An 18290-nucleotide genomic window follows, 5' to 3' on the forward strand; every position below is an offset into this window, starting at 1 on the left:
CCCTTCTGGAGGAACGTGTTCATCGCGTCGCGCGTGGAGGCCGAGGCATCCACCGTCACCATGTCGGTGCGCGGCACCATGACGGCGCGCACGAACGTGTCGGTGAAGTCGAAGACGGAGTGGATGAGCTCGCGGTCATCCTCTTCGATGAGGTCCTGCGACGCCGCTTCGTCGACCATGTCGAGGAGCTGCTCCTCGGAGGCGAAGGACGCACCCCGGGCGACGCCCGGGGTGACCCGGTTGCCGATGGCCACCAGCGCGTGCGYGAGCGGTCCGAGGATGACCCGGACCCCGCGGATGATCGGTGCCGCGCCCTGCAGCAGCTGCTTGGCGTGCTGACGTCCCCACGAGCGCGGGCTGGCACCGACGATCACGAAGGACGTGCCCGTCATGATGATGGCGGCCGCGAGCATCGCCCACCCGATGCTGTCGAACAGCAGCGTCAGCGCCACCGTGACGAGGACCGCCGCGGTGGTCTCGGCAAGCACCCTGATGAAGACGACCGCGTTGGCATGGGCATCGGGATCGTCGGCGATCCGGCGCAGCGCCTGCGCGTTGCGACCGCTCAGACCGAGCTCCGCGATCCCCTGACGGGAGGTCACCCCCAGCGCCGCGTCGATCGCCGCCATGAGACCGCCGAACGCGATCAGCAGCACCGCCGCGAGCAGCAGGAGGAGAGGCGTCATGCGCGGCTTCGTCGTCGTTCTGTGTGCTGGAAGCCCACGATCAGGTCCTTCTGGAGCGCGAACATCTCCTTCTCCTCGTCGGGTTCGGCGTGGTCGAACCCGAGCAGGTGCAGGAGGCCGTGCGTGGTCAGCAGGATGAGCTCGTCCATCGTCGAATGCTTGGCGGCGACCGCCTGGGTCTCGGCGACCTGCGGGCACAGCACGATGTCGCCGAGGAGCCCTGGCGGCGTCGGCACATCCTCGGTGCCCGGGCGCAGCTCGTCCATCGGGAAACTCAGCACGTCGGTGGGGCCGGGCTCGTCCATCCACTGGACGTGCAGCGCCTCCATCGCGCCTTCGTCGACGAGGACGATCGCCACATCGGCGTCGGCGCTGACGTGCAGCTCCGCGAGGTTGTACTCCATGAGCCGCAGCAGCACGGTCTCGTCGATCGGGATCGCGGACTCGTTGTTGATCTCGATGGTCATGCGCGGCCTCGCTTCGGGAGATGGTCGTGCGGACCGGGCGCGCGCGACGATGCACGCCGGTCGGCCCGGTTGGCGAATTCGGATGCCTCGTCCCGCTCGCGACGAGCCGCCAGGCGCCGCTCGTCGTACTCGGTGTACGCGTCGACGATGCGGCCGACGAGCGAGTGCCGGACGACGTCGTCGCTCGTCAGATACGAGAAGTGGATGTCCTCGATCTGGTTGAGGACGCGCGTGACGAGGCGCAGCCCCGAGGCGCCCTGCGGCAGGTCGATCTGCGTGATGTCGCCGGTGACCACCATCCGGGTGCCGAATCCGAGTCGGGTGAGGAACATCTTCATCTGCTCGGGCGTGGTGTTCTGGGCCTCGTCGAGCACGACGAAGGAGTCATTCAACGTGCGGCCACGCATGTACGCCAGGGGCGCGACCTCGATGGTGCCGGACGCCATCAGCTTGGGGACGAGGTCCGGGTCGAGCATCTCGTTGAGCGCGTCGTAGAGCGGCCGCAGATACGGGTCGATCTTGTCGTTGAGCGTGCCGGGGAGGAAGCCGAGCCGCTCCCCCGCCTCGACGGCCGGCCGGGTCAGGATGATGCGGCTGACCTCCTTGCGCTGCAGCGCCTGGATGGCCTTGGCCATAGCGAGGTAGGTCTTGCCGGTGCCCGCAGGTCCGATGCCGAACACGATCGTGTTCTCTTCGATCGCGTCGACATACGCCTTCTGACCGAGGGTCTTGGGACGGATGATGCGACCTCGCGACGTCAGGATCGCCTCGCCGAGCACCTCGGACGGACGAGGTCCGCCCTCGGTCTCGAGAATGCGGGCAGAGGACGACACGTCGGATGGCGCGAGCTCATGCCCGGCACGGGCCATCTCGAGCAGCTCGTCGACGAGCGACCGGGCAGCGGCGACCGCGGACGCCTCGCCGGTCAGGGTGATCTCGTTGCCGCGGACGTGGACATCCACCTGCGGGTGCTCGCGTTCGACGACGCGCAGCAGCCGATCCTGCGGACCGAGGAGCTGGACCATGGCGACGCCGTCCGCGTAGACGCGGTCGACGGTGGGATTCTCGTCAGGCACCGACGGTCTTCTCCGCGAGGCCGCCCGCCAGCACGTGCGCATGCACGTGCGGGACGGTCTGACCGGCGCCGGGGCCGGTGTTGAACACGAGCCGGAAGTCGCCGTCGGCGTGCTCGGCGGCGACGCTGTTGGCGAGACCCACGACCTCGGCGAGCAGCGCGGGATCGCCCGCGGCGAGCTCGACGACGTTGCGGTACTCCTGCGACTTCGTGATCACGAGCAGATGCACTGGTGCCTGCGGCGCGACATCGCGGATGGCGAAGGCGTTCTCGGTCTCGGCGATGATCTCAGCGGGAATCTCACCTTGCAGAATTCGGGTGAAGATCGACGGCTCGCTCATATTCCGAGTCTACCGGCGGGCCTTCACCAGCGGCCGATGGCCGCGCTGACCACCGCGAGCGCCGCGGGGCCTGCGGTGGAGGTGCGCAGCACGGTCGAGCCGAGGCGGACGATCTCCGCACCGACGGCGGCGAGGAGATCGAGCTCCTCGATCGCGATGCCCCCTTCCGGGCCGACGACCAGGAGGATGTCGCGGAGATCGGCGGGGTCGAAGGCGGTGGTCGTGAGCGCCGCCGACCCGGTCGGCTCGAGGACGAGGACGCGGGCGGAGGCGCCACGCGCCACGAGGTCGCGCGTGGTGGCCAGCGCCGAGACTTCCGGGAGCCAGGGACGGTGGGCCTGTTTGGCGGCCTCTCGGGCGATCGTCGACCACCGCGCGCGGCCCTTCTGCGCCTTGGCCGCGTCCCACCGGGAGACGCTGCGCGCAGCCTGCCAAGGCACGATCTCGTCGATGCCGAGCTCGGTCGCGGCCTGCACGGCGAGCTCGTCGCGGTCGCCTTTCGCGAGCGCCTGAACGAGTACGAGTCGCGGCGCCGCCGCGGGAATGTCCGTGCGTGCCGTGATGCGGATGCTGACCAGCCGCGGTGAGACCTCTTCGCAGACCCCTTCGAGCCAGGCGCCGTGCCCGTCGCCGAGGCTGACTTCCTCCCCGGTCCGCACGCGCCGGACCGCCGCGGCGTGATGCGCCTCGGGTCCGGTCAGCGCGACCGCGTCACCCGGCAGCGCCCGCGTGGGCTCATCGAGAAGGAAGTGCAGCGGCATCCGTCAGCCCTGGCGGAAGCGGTCGCGGAGCTTTGCGAACAGGCCCTGGTGGAACTCCGCGAGGTGCGGTGCCGCGGGCTTCGTCCGCTTGGCGAACTCCTCGATCAGCATGCGGTCCTTGTGGTCGAGCCGCGTCGGGGTGACGACGTGGACGCCCACGCGGAGGTCGCCGCGCTGGGATCCACGCAACGGGGTGATGCCGCGACCCTTGATCGTCAGCACGTCGCCGGCCTGGATTCCGGGGCGCACCTCGAGCTCGACCGGACCGTCGAGGGACTCGATCGTCGTGGTCGTGCCGAGGATCGCATCCGGCATCGAGACCTGCAGGGTGGCGAGCAGGTCGTCGCCCTCGCGGCTGAAGATCTCGTTGGCCGCGACGGTCACCTCGAGGTACAGGTCGCCGTTGGGACCGCCGGCGGGCCCGACCTCGCCGGAGCCCGGGAGCTGCAGGCGCAGACCGGTCTCGACGCCGGCCGGGATGTCGATGGACACCGTGCGGCGGGCGCGGACGCGGCCCTGACCCTGGCAGGTCGCGCAGGGGTACGGGATGGTCGTGCCGTAGCCCTGGCAGGAGCCGCAGGGCTGGCTGGTCACCACGTTGCCGAGCAGGCTGCGCACCTGGCGCTGGACATGTCCCGCGCCGTGGCAGATGTCGCAGGTCACCGGTGAGGTGCCGGGCTGGCAGCACGAACCCGTGCACGTCTCGCACAGGACGGCCGTGTCGACCTCCAGCTCGCGGTGCGCGCCGAACACGACGTCCTTGAGCTCGAGCGTCACGCGCACCAACGCGTCTTGGCCGCGCTCGCGCCGCGACCGCGGGCGCCCCGGCCGTCCGCCGCCCGATGCCGCGCCGAAGAACGTCTCGAAGATGTCGCCGAAGCTGCCGAAGCCCTGGGCGCCGCCCGCCCCACCGAAGGGCGAGTCGCCCATGTCGTAGCGCGCCCGCTGCTCCGGGTCGCTCAGCACGTCGTACGCGTGCGTCACGAGCTTGAATCGCTCCGAAGTGTCGGCCCCCGGGTTCACGTCCGGGTGCAGTTCGCGCGCCAGGCGCCGGTACGCCTTCTTGATCTCGTCCGGCGTCGCGTCGCGCGCGACGCCGAGAACCTCATAGTGGTCAGCCACAATCGCCTTCCCGCCCGCGCTGTGCGCGGGATCGTATGGTCATACCGTCAGCGCGTGTGCTCGTCGTCGAGGATCCGACTCAGATACCGCGCGACGGCACGCACCGCCGCGAGATTCGTCGGATAGTCCATCCGCATCGGACCGAGCAGGCCCACTCGTGCCCGCGCGCCCGTCGCGTCGTAATCGCTGGCGAGGACGGATGCCTCGCCCAGGCCGAACGCCTCGTTCTCGCGTCCGATGCTCGTGGCGAGACCGTGCTCGTCCGCGACCATCTCGCTCATGAGCTTCAGGAGCGTGACCTGCTCCTCGATCGCCTCGAGGAGGGGGTAGATGCTCCCGCGGAAGTCTGCTTCGCTGCGGGCCAGGTTCGCTGAGCCCGCCATCACCAGGCGGTCCTGCCGGAACTCGTCGAGCTCTTCGGCGACGACGTGCACGACCGCGTTCGCCGCGGCATCCGTCTTGCCAGGCGTCTGCGCCGCGGCGAGGAAGTCGGCGACACGCTGGACGCCGTCTCGCACCGGACGGCCGACGATGAGATCCGAGACCGTGGTGCGCAGTCGCGCCATGGCGTCGTCGTCGAGGTCGACCCGCACGAGCGCGACCCGCTGGGACACCCGGCCGGTGTCGGTCACGAGGATCACGATCATCCTCCCGGAGCCGATCTGCACCAGTTCGAGGTGCGAGACACTGGCCCGCGCGAACGACGGGTACTGCACGATGGCGACCTGACCGGTCAGCCGGGTGAGGGCGCGGACAGTGCGCACGAGCAGGTCGTCGAGATCGCCGGGGGCATCGAGGAACGAGCCGATCGCGTGGCGCTGGGCTGAAGTGAGCGGCCGAAGTGCGGCGAGGTGGTCCACGAAGACGCGGTAGCCCTTGTCGGTCGGCACGCGACCCGAGGACGTATGCGGCGCCGCGATCAGCTCCTCCTCCTCGAGGAGGGCCATGTCATTGCGGATCGTCGCCGCGGACACGCCGAAGGCGTGACGATCGACGATCGCCTTGCTGCCGACGGGCTCGCGGGTGTCGACGTAGTCCTGCACGATCGCCCGCAGCACCTGCAGACCTCGATCGGTGACCATGCCGCCTCCTCACGCTGACCTGCTGGACTGGCACTCTCTTCTGGCGAGTGCCAATTCTACCGGATCCGGCGACGGAGAGCCGGAGGCGCGTCAGGGCGTGAGCGCGCGGACGACCGCGTCGGCGAGCAGCCGGCCGCGCAGCGTGAGCACGATTCGCCCGTGCACGGCGGCCGTGCCGTCGATCAGACCGTCTGCGATGAGGCCCGCCACGGCGTGGCGCCCGGTGCCCAGGACCTCCGAGACCGGCAGTCCCTCGCGGATCCGCGAGCGCAGCAGCACGGATTCGAGTTCGCGGGCTACCCCGTCGGGCTGCTCCCGGCCGGCGGCCGGCGATTCCCCGACGGCGAGCCGCTGGGCGTACGCGGCCGGATGCTTGACATTCCAGAATCGGACGCCGGCGACATGGCTGTGCGCCCCGGGTCCGAACCCCCACCAGTCATAGCCCTGCCAGTACGCCAGGTTGTGCCGCGAGCGCTGCGAGGCATCGCGTGCCCAGTTCGAGATCTCGTACCACTCCCACCCGGTGGCGGCCAGCAGCTCATCCGCCAGCTCGTACATGTCAGCCTGCAGATCGTCATCCGGGGCGGGCACCTCGCCGCGGCGGATCTGCCGGTGCAGCTTGGTGCCTTCTTCGACGATGAGCGCGTAGGCCGAGATGTGGTCGGGGCGCAGGGCGATCGTGGTCTCCAGCGAACGCCGCCAGTCGTCGAGCGACTCCCCCGGAGCCCCGTAGATGAGGTCGAGGCTCACGTCCAGACCGGCAGCGCGCGCCGCCTCGACGGCGGTGGCGACGTTCGCCGGGTTGTGGGTGCGGTCGAGGGCTGCCAGCACGTGCGGGACCGCGGACTGCATCCCGATCGACAGGCGCGTCACCCCCGCCGCGGCGAGCTCGGCGACCACAGCAGGCGTGACGGTATCGGGGTTGGCCTCGACCGTGATCTCCGCGCCGTCGACCAGGCCGAACGTCTCCCGGACGCCGTCGAGCATCCGCGCGAGATCCCCCGCGGGAAGAAGCGTCGGGGTGCCGCCGCCGAAGAACACCGTGGAGGCGGGACGGATGCCGCCGGCCGAGGTGAGCACGTCGCGTGCGAGTGCGACTTCCCGCAGCAGCGTGTCGGCGTACTGGTCCTGCCGGGCGCCCTGGAGCTCGCCCGATGTGTACGTGTTGAAGTCGCAGTACCCGCAGCGGACGCGGCAGAACGGGACGTGCAGATACACGCCGAACGGCTGATCCGGGTCGATCGTCACGCCGTCCGGCAGCGCCCCGCTGGACGGCACAGGCTCGCCGAGCGGGAGCGCCGCGCCCATCAGGACGGGGTCGTGTACAGCGGCGAGATGGCGCGCAGATACCGCGTGAACAGCTCCCGGCGCCGACGCCGGGTGAGTGCGGGCAGCAGGCGATACAGCCACGCGGAGGGAGCGTCGAACGCACGGACCGTGAACCACACCTCGTCGTTCTGGTGCCACTCGAGCATGAACGACTCCTCGCCGCTCACGACCGAACCGTCGACGGTGCCGAGCGCGAAGCCCACCCGCCGCGGCTCCTCGATCGCGAAGATCACGCGCAGCTCGCCATCGGCATCCATCCCGCGCACGCGTCCCTCGACGGTGATCGTGGTGCCCGCGGCGACATACGGCGTGCCGTCGGCGTCGAAGCGCTGATCGGCCTCGGCCCGGCTCGGCGCGATGGGGTTGCCTTCGGCGTCGAAGCTGACGCCCGAGTACATCGGACCGGACGCGGGCCGCACGTCTTTGATGTTCAGGCCGGCGCCCCGCTGCGCGGTCCACGACAGCAGCGCGTCGCTGGCGGTCTGGAACCGGACATCGCCGCTGCCGATGCGCCAGGACTCCTCGGCGGGGATGCTGCGCTCCGGTGGGTACCCCATGAGATCCGGAGCCTGCGTCGCCCCGACGGCGGCGTAGTCGACCGTCTCGTCATTGAACGTTCCGCGGCGCATGCGAACCAGCCTACTTCGCGGCCTTGGTCTCGACATCTCCGGACAGCGCGGCGATGAACGCCTCCTGGGGGACCTCGACGCGCCCGACCATCTTCATGCGCTTCTTGCCCTCCTTCTGCTTCTCGAGCAGCTTGCGCTTCCGGCTGATGTCGCCGCCGTAGCACTTCGCGAGCACGTCCTTGCGCATCGCGCGGATCGACTCGCGGGCGATGATGCGCGCGCCGATGGCAGCCTGGATCGGCACCTCGAACTGCTGACGCGGAATCAGCTTCTTCAGCCGCTCGGTCATCAGCACGCCATAGGCGTACGCCTTGTCCCGGTGCACGATCGCGCTGAACGCGTCGACCGCCTCGCCCTGCAGCAGGATGTCGACCTTCACCAGGTCGGCCTCCTGGTGTCCGCTCGGCTCGTAGTCGAGCGAGGCGTAGCCGGCGGTCTTGGACTTGAGATGGTCGAAGAAGTCGAACACGATCTCGCCGAGCGGCATCGTGTAGCGGATCTCGACGCGGTCCTCGCCGAGGTACTCCATGCCGAGGAGGGTTCCGCGACGCGACTGGCAGAGCTCCATGATCGTGCCGACGTAGTCTTTCGGCGCCAGGATCGCGGCCTTGACCATCGGCTCGGTGACGCTCGCGATCTTGGTGCCGGAGGGGAACTCGCTCGGGTTGGTGACGACGAAGGTCTTCTTGTCGTCGGTCGTGACCTCGTAGGTCACGGATGGCGCGGTCGAGATGAGGTCGAGGCCGAACTCGCGCTCGAGGCGCTCGGTGACGATCTCGAGGTGCAGCAGCCCGAGGAAGCCGCAGCGGAAGCCGAAGCCGAGCGCGACCGAGGTCTCCGGCTCGTAGTTGAGCGAGGCATCCGACAGCTTCAGCTTGTCGAGCGCTTCGCGCAGCAGCGGATAGTCGCTGCCGTCGATCGGGTACAGGCCGGAGAAGACCATCGGCTTCGGGTCGGTGTACCCGGGCAGGGCCTCTTTCGAGGGCTTGGCGGCGTTGGTGACGGTGTCGCCGACCTTGGACTGGCGCACATCCTTCACGCCGGTGATCAGGTAGCCCACCTCGCCGACGCCGAGACCCTTGCTCGGGGTCGGCTCCGGCGACGAGACGCCGATCTCGAGAAGCTCGTGGATCGCGCGGGTCGACATCATCTGGATGCGCTCGCGCGGGTTCAGGGTGCCGTCGATCATGCGGACGTAGGTGATGACACCGCGGTAGGAGTCGTAGACCGAGTCGAAGATCATGGCGCGCGACGGCGCGTTCGGATCGCCCTTCGGCGCGGGAATCTGCTGCACGACGTGCTCGAGCAGCTCCTCGACGCCCATCCCCGTCTTGCCGCTCACCCGCAGCACATCCTCCGGCTTGCCGCCGATGAGGCTGGCAAGCTCCTTCGCGTACTTGTCCGGGTCGGCGGCCGGCAGATCGATCTTGTTGAGCACCGGAATGATCTGCAGGTCGTTCTCGAGCGCCAGGTAGAGGTTCGCGAGCGTCTGCGCCTCGATGCCCTGCGCGGCATCCACCAGCAGGATCGCGCCTTCGCAGGCGGCGAGGGAACGGCTGACCTCATAGGTKAAGTCGACGTGTCCGGGGGTGTCGATCATGTTCAGCGCGTAGGTCTGTCCGTCGACCTCCCACGGCATGCGCACGGCCTGGCTCTTGATCGTGATGCCGCGCTCGCGCTCGATGTCCATGCGGTCGAGGTACTGCGCACGCATGTCGCGGTCGGAGACCACGCCGGTGATCTGCAGCATGCGGTCGGCGAGCGTCGACTTGCCGTGATCGATGTGAGCGATGATGCAGAAGTTGCGGATCAGCTCAGGCGGCGTCGCGGACGGCTGGAGGGGCTTCAGGGCGCGGGGTGACATGTCCCATCGATTCTACGGTGGCACGCCTGATCAGACGGTGCGCGTCAGTCGGCGGCGGGTGCCGGCAGCCGGCGCAGTCCCTCGAGGAGCGACTCCAGGTCGCTCGCCACGCACACGCGGATCCAGCCCTCGCCCGACGCGCCGAACGCCGAGCCGGGAGCGACCGCGACACCGGCCTCGTCGAGGAACCGCTCGCACCACGCCATGACATCGCCTCCCGACGCGTGCGACACATCGATCCACAGGTAGAACGCGCCCGTCGGCGTGAGATACCGGATGCCGCGCCGGTCGAGTTCGGCCATCGCGGCGGCGAGGTTCTCGCGGTAGTGCCGGGCGGCGTGGGCGACGGCATCCTGACTCCCCGTCAGCGCGGTGACCGCGGCGCGCTGGGCCGGCGCATCGACGCAGCTGACGAGCGCCTCCTGCACGCGCAGCATCGTCGGGCGCCACCCCGGCGGGGTGACCAGCCAGCCCACGCGCGCGCCGGTCATCGCGTAGGTCTTCGAGGTTGAGAACACCGAGAGCACGCGCGCGCCGTCGATCGTCGCCGGACTCACGTGCGGGGCGCCCCAGGTGAAGCGCTCGTAGACCTCGTCGCTGATCACCCACAGATCGTGCCGGCGGGCGAGGTCCAAGAGCGCCGTGAGCGTCACCAGGTCGAACGTCGAGCCGAGCGGGTTCGACGGGGTGTTCACGATGATCGCGCGGGTGCGCGCCGTGATGAGGGTCTCGAGCTCGGCGAGATCCGGCTGGAAGGCCCGCTCGGGGTTCAGCGCGTAGGGCACCGGCATCGCCTGCAGCAGATGGGCGTTCATCGTGAATGTCGTGTAGCCGGGATCGGGCACCAGGACCTCGTCGCCGTGCGACAGCACGAGCGCCATCGCCATGTGCAGCGCCTGTGTCGCCCCCACCGTCACCCAGACCTGCTCGAGGTCRACTACGAGGCCGTTCTCGCGCGCGAGCTTGGCGACGATCGCCTCGCGCAGGGGACGGATGCCGCCGTTCGGCGTGTATCGCGTGTCACCCTCGCGCCATGCGGCGGCGGCTTCGTCGCGGACCGCCTGCGACACCACTTCGCCCGGCTCGCCCACGGCCAGGATGATCGTGTCCGGACGAGCCAGCGCCCGCTCGAGGATGTGTCGGACGCCCGAGCCCGGCATGGCTGCGATGTGGGCCGCGATCTGTGGCATGTGGCTCATGTTAGGGGCGCGTGCGAGCGGTTAGCCTGGGGCGATGGGRGTCCAGGTCGTTCTGGTGCACGGCATCCGGACGTCCGCGACGATGTGGCGGGCTCAGGTCGCGCACCTGACGGAGCGGGGCGACCCGGTCACCGCTGTCGACCTGCCCGGGCACGGTTCGCGCATGGACGAGGAGTTCACCCTCGAGGGCGCCTTTGCGACCATCGACGACGCGGTTCAGGATGCCGCGACCCGCGGCCCCGTTCTGCTCGTGGGTCACTCCATGGGTGGGCTGCTGTGCGTCGAGTACACCGGACTTGAGGACTCGCCGCCCGTCGCCGGGCTCATCGCCGCGTCCTGCACGGCCGTTCCGCGCGGACCGGCACTCAGCGCTTACCGCGCGATGGCACGCGGATTCGACTCGCTGCCCGACCGCGGCATGTGGCTCACGAACCGCATGCTCGATCGCATCCTGCCGGACGAGACCCGCGCCGACTTCGGCGCCGGTGGGTATGCCCTGGATGCGCAGGACATCGCGCTGCGGAGCCTGTCGGTCCTCGACCTGCTCGCGGCGCTGCGTCGCATCCAGGTGCCGCTGTGGTTCATCAACGGCCAGTGGGATCAGCTGCGGGTCAACGAGCGGCTCTTCCTGCGGGTGGCGCCGCACGCCGAGCTGATCGTCGTGCCGCGCACGACGCACCACGTCACTGTCATGCGACCACGGGTGTTCAACGCCATGCTCGATGTCGCAATCACGACCCTCGAGCACTCAGACGACTGACGGCGCCGGCGTCCGCTTGCGGATCGCGAGCGTCATGAGCCCGCCCACGATGGAGAGCACCCCGCCGACGGCGAACATGAGCGGGAAGCCGCCCACGAGTGCGACGAGCCCGGCCCCGATGAGCGGTCCGAGCAGCTGCCCGAGGCTCGCGGAGACGTTGACGAAGCCGAGGTCGCGTGMGTGGTCCTCGGGATACGGCAGCAGATCGGTGCCGAGCGCGAGTCCGACGGACATGTACGCGCCATAGCCGATGCCGAGGAGCGCCGCCCCGATCATCGTGGACTCGTACGTCGGGAAGAGCGCGATGAACACCGCGGCGAGCCCCTGCACGATCGCCGACCACACGACGATCCCGATCCGCTTGCCGGTGCGGTCGGAGACCGCGCCGGACACGATCGAGGACGCGACGACGAACACGGTGTAGATGACGATCAGGAGCAGGAGGTCGTCCTCGGCCGCCGCCGGATCGCGGTGCAGGCCGTAGAGCAGGAAGAACAGCAGGAGCCCGGTGCCCAGGGCGTTGCCGATGTTGACGATCAGCCGGCCACCGAGCATCCATGCGAAGTCGCGGTCGCGCAGGGCAGCGAGCCGGGCCGAGAGGGCGCGCTGTTCGCGGGCGACCGCGGACTGGGCCGGTACGGGGGGATCCGGAAGGAGCAGCGCCGCACCGACTCCGACCACGGCGAGGAACCCGGCGAGCACGAGGTAGCCGGTGACGGTGCCGAGCTCGAGCAGCACGATGACGCCGACGCCGACGATGATGCCGAGCGCCTGCGAGGAGGAGACGGCGGCCGACGCCGTGCCGCGCTGCGTCGTGAGCTGGTCAGCGATGAGCGCGGTGAAGGCAGCGGAGGCGACCGCGGTGCCCACCGACACGCCGATCCACGCGAGACCGACGCCCCACGGCCCCTCGGCGAACGAGATCGCCACGAGGGAGACGGTGCCGAGAGCCACGCCGACGATCGCCCAGGGGCGACGCCTGCCGAACGCGCCGCGGGTGCGGTCGGAGAGCCCGCCGGCCAGGGGGCCGGCGATGACGCCCGCCACGCCGCCCAGGGCGAGGACGAGCCCCGATGAGACGACGCCGGAGATCCATCCGTCAGCGTCATCCGGGGTGTTCAGCTGCAGCGGAATGAGCAGCTGCAGCGGCGTGAGCTGCACTGTCCACAGCGCCAGCCAGGCGAGGGTGAACAGCACGAACCATTTCGCCCCGACGCGTCCTGTGGTGGTGGTGGTCACGCTCGTGCCTCCTCGATGAGAGTGCGGTACCAGTCGAACGACGCCTTGGGCGTGCGTTCTCCGGTGGTGTGGTCGACGTGGACGAGTCCGAATCGCTGGGTGAATCCCTCGGCCCACTCGAAGTTGTCCAGCAGCGACCACACGGTGTACTCCTCGACCGGCACGCCGCGCTCGCGCGCCCGTCCGACGGCCGCGATGTGACCGGCGAGGTAGGCGATGCGCTCGGCATCCACGAGCCGTTCCGTGACGGCGTCAGGTTCAGGGAAGGACGCGCCGTTCTCCGCGACGACGATCGGCGGCAGCCGCTCGCCGTAGCGCTCGTGGAAGTCCACCAGCACGTTCGTGAGCGACTCGGGGACGATCGGCCAGTCGGGGCCGAAGCCGGTGGTCGCGGCGCCGGGGGTCGGCACGATCTCGAACGGGATCGGGCTCTCCGGTGCGGCGGCGGCGACCGTTGTCGGGTTGTAGAAGTTGAGGCCGTAGACATCCGTCGGCGAGGAGATGATCTCGAGATCCCCCGGCTCGACCGGCATCGGCGGCAGTCCGAACGACTCGAGGTCGGGATAGGCGCCGAGCAGCACCGGTTCGGCGAAGATCCGGTTGTGCAGGATGTCATAGACGGATGCCGCGGCCTGGTCCGCCTCGGACGCGGACGCGGGATGCACGTCGGTGTGATTGTTGACGATCCCGATCGTCTCCGCGCCGCGCTCGCGCAGTGCCCTGGTGGCCAGGCCATGGGCGAGCAGCTGGTGATGGGCGGTGGGCAGGGAGTCGAACAGGAGCTGCCGACGCGGGGCCAGCTCGCCGATCGCGTACCCCTGCAGCGATGTGGAGACGGGCTCGTTGATGGTGTACCAGTGCTTCACGCGATCGCCGAGAGCGTCGACGACCAGCGCGGTGTAGTCGGCGAACCGGTAGGCGGTCTCGCGATTGAGCCATCCCCCGTTCTGCTCGAGCGGCGTGGGAAGGTCCCAGTGATAGAGCGTGGGGAACGGGGTCACGCCGGCGTCGAGCAGCGCATCCACGACCCGGTCGTAGTAGTCGATGCCCGCCGCATTCGCGGGTCCCGTGCCGGTCGGCTGCACGCGCACCCACGAGATCGAGAACCGGTACCGATCGACGCCGAGGCGCGCGAGCAGATCGACGTCTTCCTTGTAGCGGTGGTAGCTGTCCGGGCCCGGCTCGGCCGTGGCAGCGTCGCGCACGGCACCCGGGGTCTCGACGAAGTCGTCCCAGATCGAGCGGCCGCGGCCGCCTTCGCCGCGCGCGCCTTCGATCTGGAAGGCGGCGGTCGCTGCCGACCAGCGCAGGCCGCGCAGGGCTTCGTGGGGAACGTGATCGGACACGGCAGAGCTCCTTCGCTCTTGGAGACGCCTCGGGTTGACGCATCCGATCTTCCCTCATCCGGCAGCCGGGTCCGTACCACTGCGCACAGGCGGGGAGTCCCGGCTGAACCTGATAGACTCGGTGTTTGACTTGCGTGTGGGTTCTTCCCGCACGACCGCCGCACGACATCCCTCTCATGGCGTCCGGCACTTCCATCGAAAACCCCGAACGAAAGAACGTCGACACGTGGCGAACATCAAGTCGCAGATCAAGCGCAACAAGACCAACGACAAGGCGCACGAGCGCAACAAGGCAGTCAAGAGCGAGCTGAAGACCGCGGTGCGTCGCACCCGCGATGCCATCACCGCCGGCGACAAGGCCGCTGCCGAGAAGGCTCTGGTCACCGCGACCAAGAAGCTCGACAAGGCCGCGAGCAAGGGTGTCATCCACCAGAACCAGGCCGCCAACAAGAAGTCGTCGATTGCCAAGCAGGTCGCTGCTCTCTGAGCCCGCACCGGTCGAAGCACAGAAGGCCCGTCCCCGTCAGGGGTGCGGGCCTTCTGGCATTCGCAGGGTGCCGCGCGCCGCCCTCGATACGGCGCTGCGCGCCTACTCAGGAACCGTACGGCGCGCGGGTGGCGATGACGGTGACCAGCCGCTCGAGCGCGAACACGGAATCGCGCGAGGCGCCCTTGACCTCGGCATCCGCTCTCGCCGCAGCCTGGATCGACATACCGAGCGTCGATTCGGTCCAGCCAGCGAGATCGCGGCGCGCCCGGTCGACCTGCCAGTCCTTCAGCCCCAGCCGCGCGGCCAGCGCCCCCGACGATTCGCGACTGCCCGCGACGCGCGCCATCGTGCGCAGCTTCGACGCGATCGCCGCGACCATCGGAACGGGGTCGGCGCCCGAGGCGAGGGCGTGCCGGAGCGAGATCAGCGCCTCGCCGTAGCGGCCGGCGATCGCCGTGTCGGCGACGGCGAACGCGGATGTCTCGACCCGGCCGCCGTAGTAGCGCTCGACGATCTGCTCGGTGATGTCGCCTGGCACGTCTGCGATGAGCTGCTGGCAGGCGCCGGCCAGTTCGGTGAGGTCGTCGCTGAACGCCGAGACCAGCGAGCGCAGCGCTGCCGGCGCGATCCGCTTCTTCGCGGTGCGGAACTCACCGGCCGCGAAGTCGAAGCGGTCGCCGTCGCGCTTGATCGCGGGACACGCGATCTCGACGCCTCCGCCCTCACCCGACCGGATCGCGTCGAGGAGCTTCTTGCCCCGCACGGTCGCGCCGGTGTGCCGCAGCAGGACCGTCGCGCCATCCTGCGGCATGGCGAGGTAGCTGATCGCCTCAGACAGGAAGGCGTCGGAGCACTTCTCGACGCCGGAGACGCGCACGAGACGCGGCTCGCCGAACAGCGAAGGCGACGTCAGCCCGAGCAGCGTGCCGCCGACGTAGTCATCGGCACGGATGTCGGAGATCTCGAGGCTCGGGTCTTCGGCGCGAAGGTAGTCGCGCAGGACGCTCGTCGCACGCTCGGCGCACACCTCTTCTGGGCCGGAGATGAGGACGATCGGGGCCGGCTGCGGATCACGCCAGGAGAGCTGCGGGATGGCGCTCTTCGCGCGCGACGCGGCGGGTCGTCGTGCGGGGGCAGCCATGTGCCCAGCCTACCCAGCGCCCCTGACATCGCCGGCCCGTTCTCGCCAGACCGCGACGCCGTCCGGGGTGGACCAGAGCGCGACGATGCCGAACTGGTCGGTGCGGGCGATCGCGACGCCGGCGGCCTCGAGGAACGCGATGGTCTCGGGGCGGGGATGGCCGTAGTCGTTGTCCGCGCCGACGCTGATCAGCGCGACGGTCGGCGACAGGAGCCGATACAGCTCGGGGTCCTGATCGGCGCTTCCGTGGTGGGCCACCTTCACGACGTCGACGCGGCGCGCGAGTGCGCCCGCGACGATCGCGCGCTGCGGTGCGGCGGAGAGGTCCGCGAGGAAGACGGATGCCGGGACCCCTCCCCCGGTGAACTCCACGACGACGCCCGCATCGTTGCCGCCGGGGAATCCCCTGCTCTCCCCCACAGGCCAGATCACCCGCCACGCTGCGCCGCCGAGTCGGCCGTGCAGTCCGGAGCGACCGTCCGTCAGCGTCGCGCCACCGCGCTCCAGCGCCGCCAGCACGGCGCGGTCGGCGTCGGTGACCGGCGGACCGTGCACGACGGTGTCGACGTGACCGATGACGGCGTCGAGGCCGCCGCGGTGGTCCGCGTCGTAGTGCGTGAGCACGAGCAGGTCGATGCGGGCGATGGCCGTCCTGTCGAGGCAGGCCGCGAGCCGCGCCGGCTCGGGACCCGTGTCGATGAGCGCGACGTGACCGGCCGAGCGCACCAGCACGGCGTCGCCTTGGCCGATGTCGCATGCGAGGATCGCCCACTGGCCTGGCACGGTGAGCACCGCTGACGCGGTCGTGAGAAGGGTGGTGCCGGCCGAGACGCCTGTGGTGGCAGCGACCACGACCACCGCGGCGAATCGGAGGCCGCGCGGCCACCCACGAGCGCGCGCCCGGACGAGGACCACGATCCCGACCGCGAAGCCGCAGGCGGCGAGGACCGCGGCACCCCACCATCCCTCCAGCCAGGGCAGCTGTCCGCCGGGGAGGCCACTGAACAGGCGTGCCGTGGCGGCGATCCACGACGCCGGCACCCACGCGATCGCCGCCAGCCCCGCCTGTAGCCACGGCAGCGGCTGGGCGAGGCACGCCGCGAGGCCGACGAGGGTCGCCGCCGGCGCTGCCGGCGCGGCGAGGAGGTTCGCGATGACCCCGTAGATGGGCACCGAGGGCGCGATCAGCACGAGGAGCGGGCCGCAGGCCAGCTGGGCGGCCAGCGGCACCGCCAGCGCCAGCGCCAGGGCGCGGGGCATCCAGCGCGCGAGCCCCACCGCGAGCGGCCTCGCCGCGACGAGCAGCGCGGCCGTGGCAGCCGCGGAGAGCGCGAAGCCGAGGGACGTCGACAGCCAGGGGTCGGCGATCATCAGGAACGCGACGGCGAGCGAGAGCACGGACATGCCCACGGCGGGGCGGCCCAGGAGCACCGCGAGCATCGCCGCACCCGCCATCGCGGCGGCGCGGACGACGCTCGGCTCGGGGGTGACGAGCACGACGAAACCGGCCAGCGCGGCAACGCCGCACCCGACCCGCACGCGGCGTCCGAGACCGGCGAGCGCGGCCGCGCCGAAGGCGATGCCCACCACGAGTGCGCAGTTCGCGCCGGACACGGCGGTCAGATGCGACAGCGACGACCGCTTCATCGCAGTGTCGAGCTCGGGGCCGACCCGGGACGTGTCGCCGACGGCGAGACCTGGCACGAGGCCGGCGCCCGGTTGGGGAAGACCGACGGTGGCGCCGAGCAGTCCGCGCCGCAGGCCCGAGGCGACGGCGGCGGCCCCCGATGCGGGCGCGACGACCTCCAGGCTGCGCGCCGCGACGACCAGCACGGCCCGATCGCCCGGCTGGGCCGGGTAGGTTGTGCCGTTCACGAGCACCGAAGAGCCCACCTCCAGCGCGGCGAGCCGGTCGACGTCGCCGGGACGGATGCGCACGACCACTTCGACGTGCACGTCGGTGGCCACCGGGCCCGCGGCGATCCGCGTCGCGAGCGCGTCGAAGGCGAGTTCACCGGTGGCGCGGCGCTCGACCTTTCCGACGACGTCCGCGGTGATGGCGACGGCACGKCCGCCGTCGAGCGCCATCGCGTCGAGAGCCGACCGGGAGGGCTGCGCAAGGGCGACGTGGGATGCCGCGGCCGCCGCGGCGGCGAGGGTCAGCACCGCGATGATCCCGATGCGAGTGCGCGGACGGCGCAGGACGAGCACGCCGACACCCGCGAGGGCGATCGCCCAGCAGCTCCAGGCCACGGCAGGGGCGATTCCGGGTGTCAGCGTGGTCGCCGCGGCCACCGCCCACGCGACGGCCGCGACCGGAACCAGCCGGAATCGAGCGGCGCGGCGGATCACACCGTGACCAGCGCTCGCAACGACTCGAGCATCTTGTCGCCGAACCCCGGCACGGCCAGGAGGTCCTCCACCGTCGTGAACCGACCGTTCGCCTCGCGCCATTCGATGATCCGGGCGGCGAGCGCCGGGCCGATCCGGGGCAGGGTGTCGAGCGCCGCTTCATCGGCGGTGTTGAGGTTGACCCGGCCGTCCCCTGCCGCCGCCTGCTGTTCCGCGGGTGCGGCGCCGATCACCGGCACGACCAGCTGCTCGCCATCGCTCAGCGGTCGCGCGAGATTCACCGCCTCGTCGTCGGCATCGTCCCGGAAGCCCTCGGCCGCGGCGATCGCATCGAGGACACGGGCCCCCGCGTCCAGGATGTAGAGCCCTGGTGCGTTGACCGCCCCGGAGACGTGCACGTACAGGAC

Annotated in this window: 18 protein-coding genes; 2 read left to right on the top strand and 16 right to left on the bottom strand. The window is 70.4% G+C overall.

Annotation, left to right across the window (positions count from 1 at the left end):
* From AC1DVT_RS08675 to AC1DVT_RS08725, 11 genes are all read right to left on the bottom strand, one after another.
* A partial coding sequence (locus tag AC1DVT_RS08675) for a CNNM domain-containing protein (protein WP_477388201.1) occupies positions 1 to 686 on the bottom strand: 686 nt, incomplete at its 3' end.
* Positions 683 to 1153 (bottom strand): rRNA maturation RNase YbeY, encoded by a 471-nt coding sequence (gene ybeY, locus AC1DVT_RS08680; protein ID WP_457098566.1) that lies wholly within the window; start codon positions 1151 to 1153, stop codon positions 683 to 685. The genes ybeY and AC1DVT_RS08675, both read right to left, overlap by 4 nt.
* On the bottom strand, positions 1150 to 2178 hold the full coding sequence (locus tag AC1DVT_RS08685) for a PhoH family protein (protein ID WP_457098850.1): 1029 nt from the start codon (positions 2176 to 2178) through the stop codon (positions 1150 to 1152). Before AC1DVT_RS08685 ends, ybeY begins: the two co-directional genes overlap by 4 nt.
* Positions 2179 to 2221: 43 nt before the next feature.
* Positions 2222 to 2569 carry an HIT domain-containing protein gene (locus AC1DVT_RS08690; protein ID WP_457098565.1) on the bottom strand — a complete coding sequence of 116 codons (348 nt, stop codon included), beginning with the start codon at positions 2567 to 2569 and terminating at the stop codon, positions 2222 to 2224.
* 23 nt (positions 2570 to 2592) lie between these two features.
* Positions 2593 to 3330, bottom strand: coding sequence for a 16S rRNA (uracil(1498)-N(3))-methyltransferase (locus AC1DVT_RS08695; RefSeq protein ID WP_477388203.1), 738 nt, complete (start codon positions 3328 to 3330; stop codon positions 2593 to 2595).
* A 3-nt stretch (positions 3331 to 3333) separates the two neighbouring features.
* Entirely contained in the window at positions 3334 to 4452 is a 1119-nt protein-coding gene (dnaJ, locus tag AC1DVT_RS08700) for a molecular chaperone DnaJ (RefSeq protein ID WP_477388205.1), read from the bottom strand.
* Positions 4453 to 4499: 47 nt separating this feature from the next.
* A complete protein-coding gene (gene hrcA, locus AC1DVT_RS08705; protein WP_457098562.1) occupies positions 4500 to 5534 on the bottom strand; it encodes a heat-inducible transcriptional repressor HrcA in 1035 nt (344 codons plus the stop codon).
* A gap of 90 nt (positions 5535 to 5624) precedes the next feature.
* A complete protein-coding gene (hemW, locus tag AC1DVT_RS08710; RefSeq protein ID WP_477388207.1) occupies positions 5625 to 6842 on the bottom strand; it encodes a radical SAM family heme chaperone HemW in 1218 nt (405 codons plus the stop codon).
* A complete protein-coding gene (locus AC1DVT_RS08715; protein WP_477388209.1) occupies positions 6842 to 7492 on the bottom strand; it encodes a DUF1990 family protein in 651 nt (216 codons plus the stop codon). The genes hemW and AC1DVT_RS08715 overlap by 1 nt, the downstream gene beginning before the upstream one ends.
* A 10-nt stretch (positions 7493 to 7502) precedes the next feature.
* Entirely contained in the window at positions 7503 to 9356 is a 1854-nt protein-coding gene (gene lepA, locus AC1DVT_RS08720; RefSeq protein WP_477388211.1) for a translation elongation factor 4, read from the bottom strand.
* A gap of 44 nt (positions 9357 to 9400) precedes the next feature.
* Positions 9401 to 10546 carry a pyridoxal phosphate-dependent aminotransferase gene (locus tag AC1DVT_RS08725; RefSeq protein ID WP_477388213.1) on the bottom strand — a complete coding sequence of 382 codons (1146 nt, stop codon included), beginning with the start codon at positions 10544 to 10546 and terminating at the stop codon, positions 9401 to 9403.
* Between the two features lie 43 nt (positions 10547 to 10589).
* Here AC1DVT_RS08725 and AC1DVT_RS08730 point away from each other — a divergent pair, with 43 nt between their 5' ends.
* Positions 10590 to 11315 carry an alpha/beta fold hydrolase gene (locus AC1DVT_RS08730; RefSeq protein ID WP_477388215.1) on the top strand — a complete coding sequence of 242 codons (726 nt, stop codon included), beginning with the start codon at positions 10590 to 10592 and terminating at the stop codon, positions 11313 to 11315.
* Here AC1DVT_RS08730 and AC1DVT_RS08735 read toward each other — a convergent pair.
* Together AC1DVT_RS08735 and AC1DVT_RS08740 are read right to left on the bottom strand one after the other, a co-directional pair.
* On the bottom strand, positions 11304 to 12554 hold the full coding sequence (locus AC1DVT_RS08735) for an MFS transporter (protein ID WP_477388217.1): 1251 nt from the start codon (positions 12552 to 12554) through the stop codon (positions 11304 to 11306). The two genes, AC1DVT_RS08730 and AC1DVT_RS08735, sit on opposite strands and share 12 nt — an antisense overlap.
* Complete coding sequence (locus AC1DVT_RS08740) at positions 12551 to 13900, bottom strand: GH1 family beta-glucosidase (protein WP_477388219.1); 1350 nt, start codon at positions 13898 to 13900, stop codon at positions 12551 to 12553. Before AC1DVT_RS08740 ends, AC1DVT_RS08735 begins: the two co-directional genes overlap by 4 nt.
* A 226-nt stretch (positions 13901 to 14126) precedes the next feature.
* On the opposite strand from AC1DVT_RS08740, the gene rpsT reads away from it, so the two are divergent.
* Complete coding sequence (gene rpsT, locus AC1DVT_RS08745) at positions 14127 to 14387, top strand: 30S ribosomal protein S20 (protein ID WP_457098550.1); 261 nt, start codon at positions 14127 to 14129, stop codon at positions 14385 to 14387.
* Positions 14388 to 14493: 106 nt separating this feature from the next.
* Here rpsT and holA read toward each other — a convergent pair whose 3' ends face one another.
* The 3 genes from holA to AC1DVT_RS08760 all read right to left on the bottom strand — a co-directional run.
* Positions 14494 to 15531, bottom strand: coding sequence for a DNA polymerase III subunit delta (gene holA, locus AC1DVT_RS08750; RefSeq protein WP_477388221.1), 1038 nt, complete (start codon positions 15529 to 15531; stop codon positions 14494 to 14496).
* Positions 15532 to 15540: 9 nt separating this feature from the next.
* Positions 15541 to 17883: a ComEC/Rec2 family competence protein gene (locus AC1DVT_RS08755; RefSeq protein ID WP_477388223.1), complete on the bottom strand. Its 2343-nt coding sequence runs from the start codon at positions 17881 to 17883 to the stop codon at positions 15541 to 15543.
* Positions 17880 to 18290: ComEA family DNA-binding protein (locus AC1DVT_RS08760; RefSeq protein ID WP_477388225.1), on the bottom strand; the 411-nt coding region annotated here is incomplete at its 5' end. The genes AC1DVT_RS08760 and AC1DVT_RS08755, both read right to left, overlap by 4 nt.

The organism is Microbacterium sp. P2_F9 (genome assembly GCF_056403635.1).

What these genes read in the sequence shown, in the direction of transcription:
- ybeY (WP_457098566.1), bottom strand. Translation starts at nt 1,153, where the DNA reads ATGACCATCGAGATCAACAACGAGTCCGCGATCCCGATCGACGAGACC.
- AC1DVT_RS08685 (WP_457098850.1), bottom strand. Translation starts at nt 2,178, where the DNA reads ATGGTCCAGCTCCTCGGTCCGCAGGATCGGCTGCTGCGCGTCGTCGAA.
- AC1DVT_RS08690 (WP_457098565.1), bottom strand. Translation starts at nt 2,569, where the DNA reads ATGAGCGAGCCGTCGATCTTCACCCGAATTCTGCAAGGTGAGATTCCC.
- AC1DVT_RS08695 (WP_477388203.1), bottom strand. Translation starts at nt 3,330, where the DNA reads ATGCCGCTGCACTTCCTTCTCGATGAGCCCACGCGGGCGCTGCCGGGT.
- hrcA (WP_457098562.1), bottom strand. Translation starts at nt 5,534, where the DNA reads ATGGTCACCGATCGAGGTCTGCAGGTGCTGCGGGCGATCGTGCAGGAC.
- hemW (WP_477388207.1), bottom strand. Translation starts at nt 6,842, where the DNA reads ATGGGCGCGGCGCTCCCGCTCGGCGAGCCTGTGCCGTCCAGCGGGGCG.
- AC1DVT_RS08715 (WP_477388209.1), bottom strand. Translation starts at nt 7,492, where the DNA reads ATGCGCCGCGGAACGTTCAATGACGAGACGGTCGACTACGCCGCCGTC.
- holA (WP_477388221.1), bottom strand. Translation starts at nt 15,531, where the DNA reads ATGGCTGCCCCCGCACGACGACCCGCCGCGTCGCGCGCGAAGAGCGCC.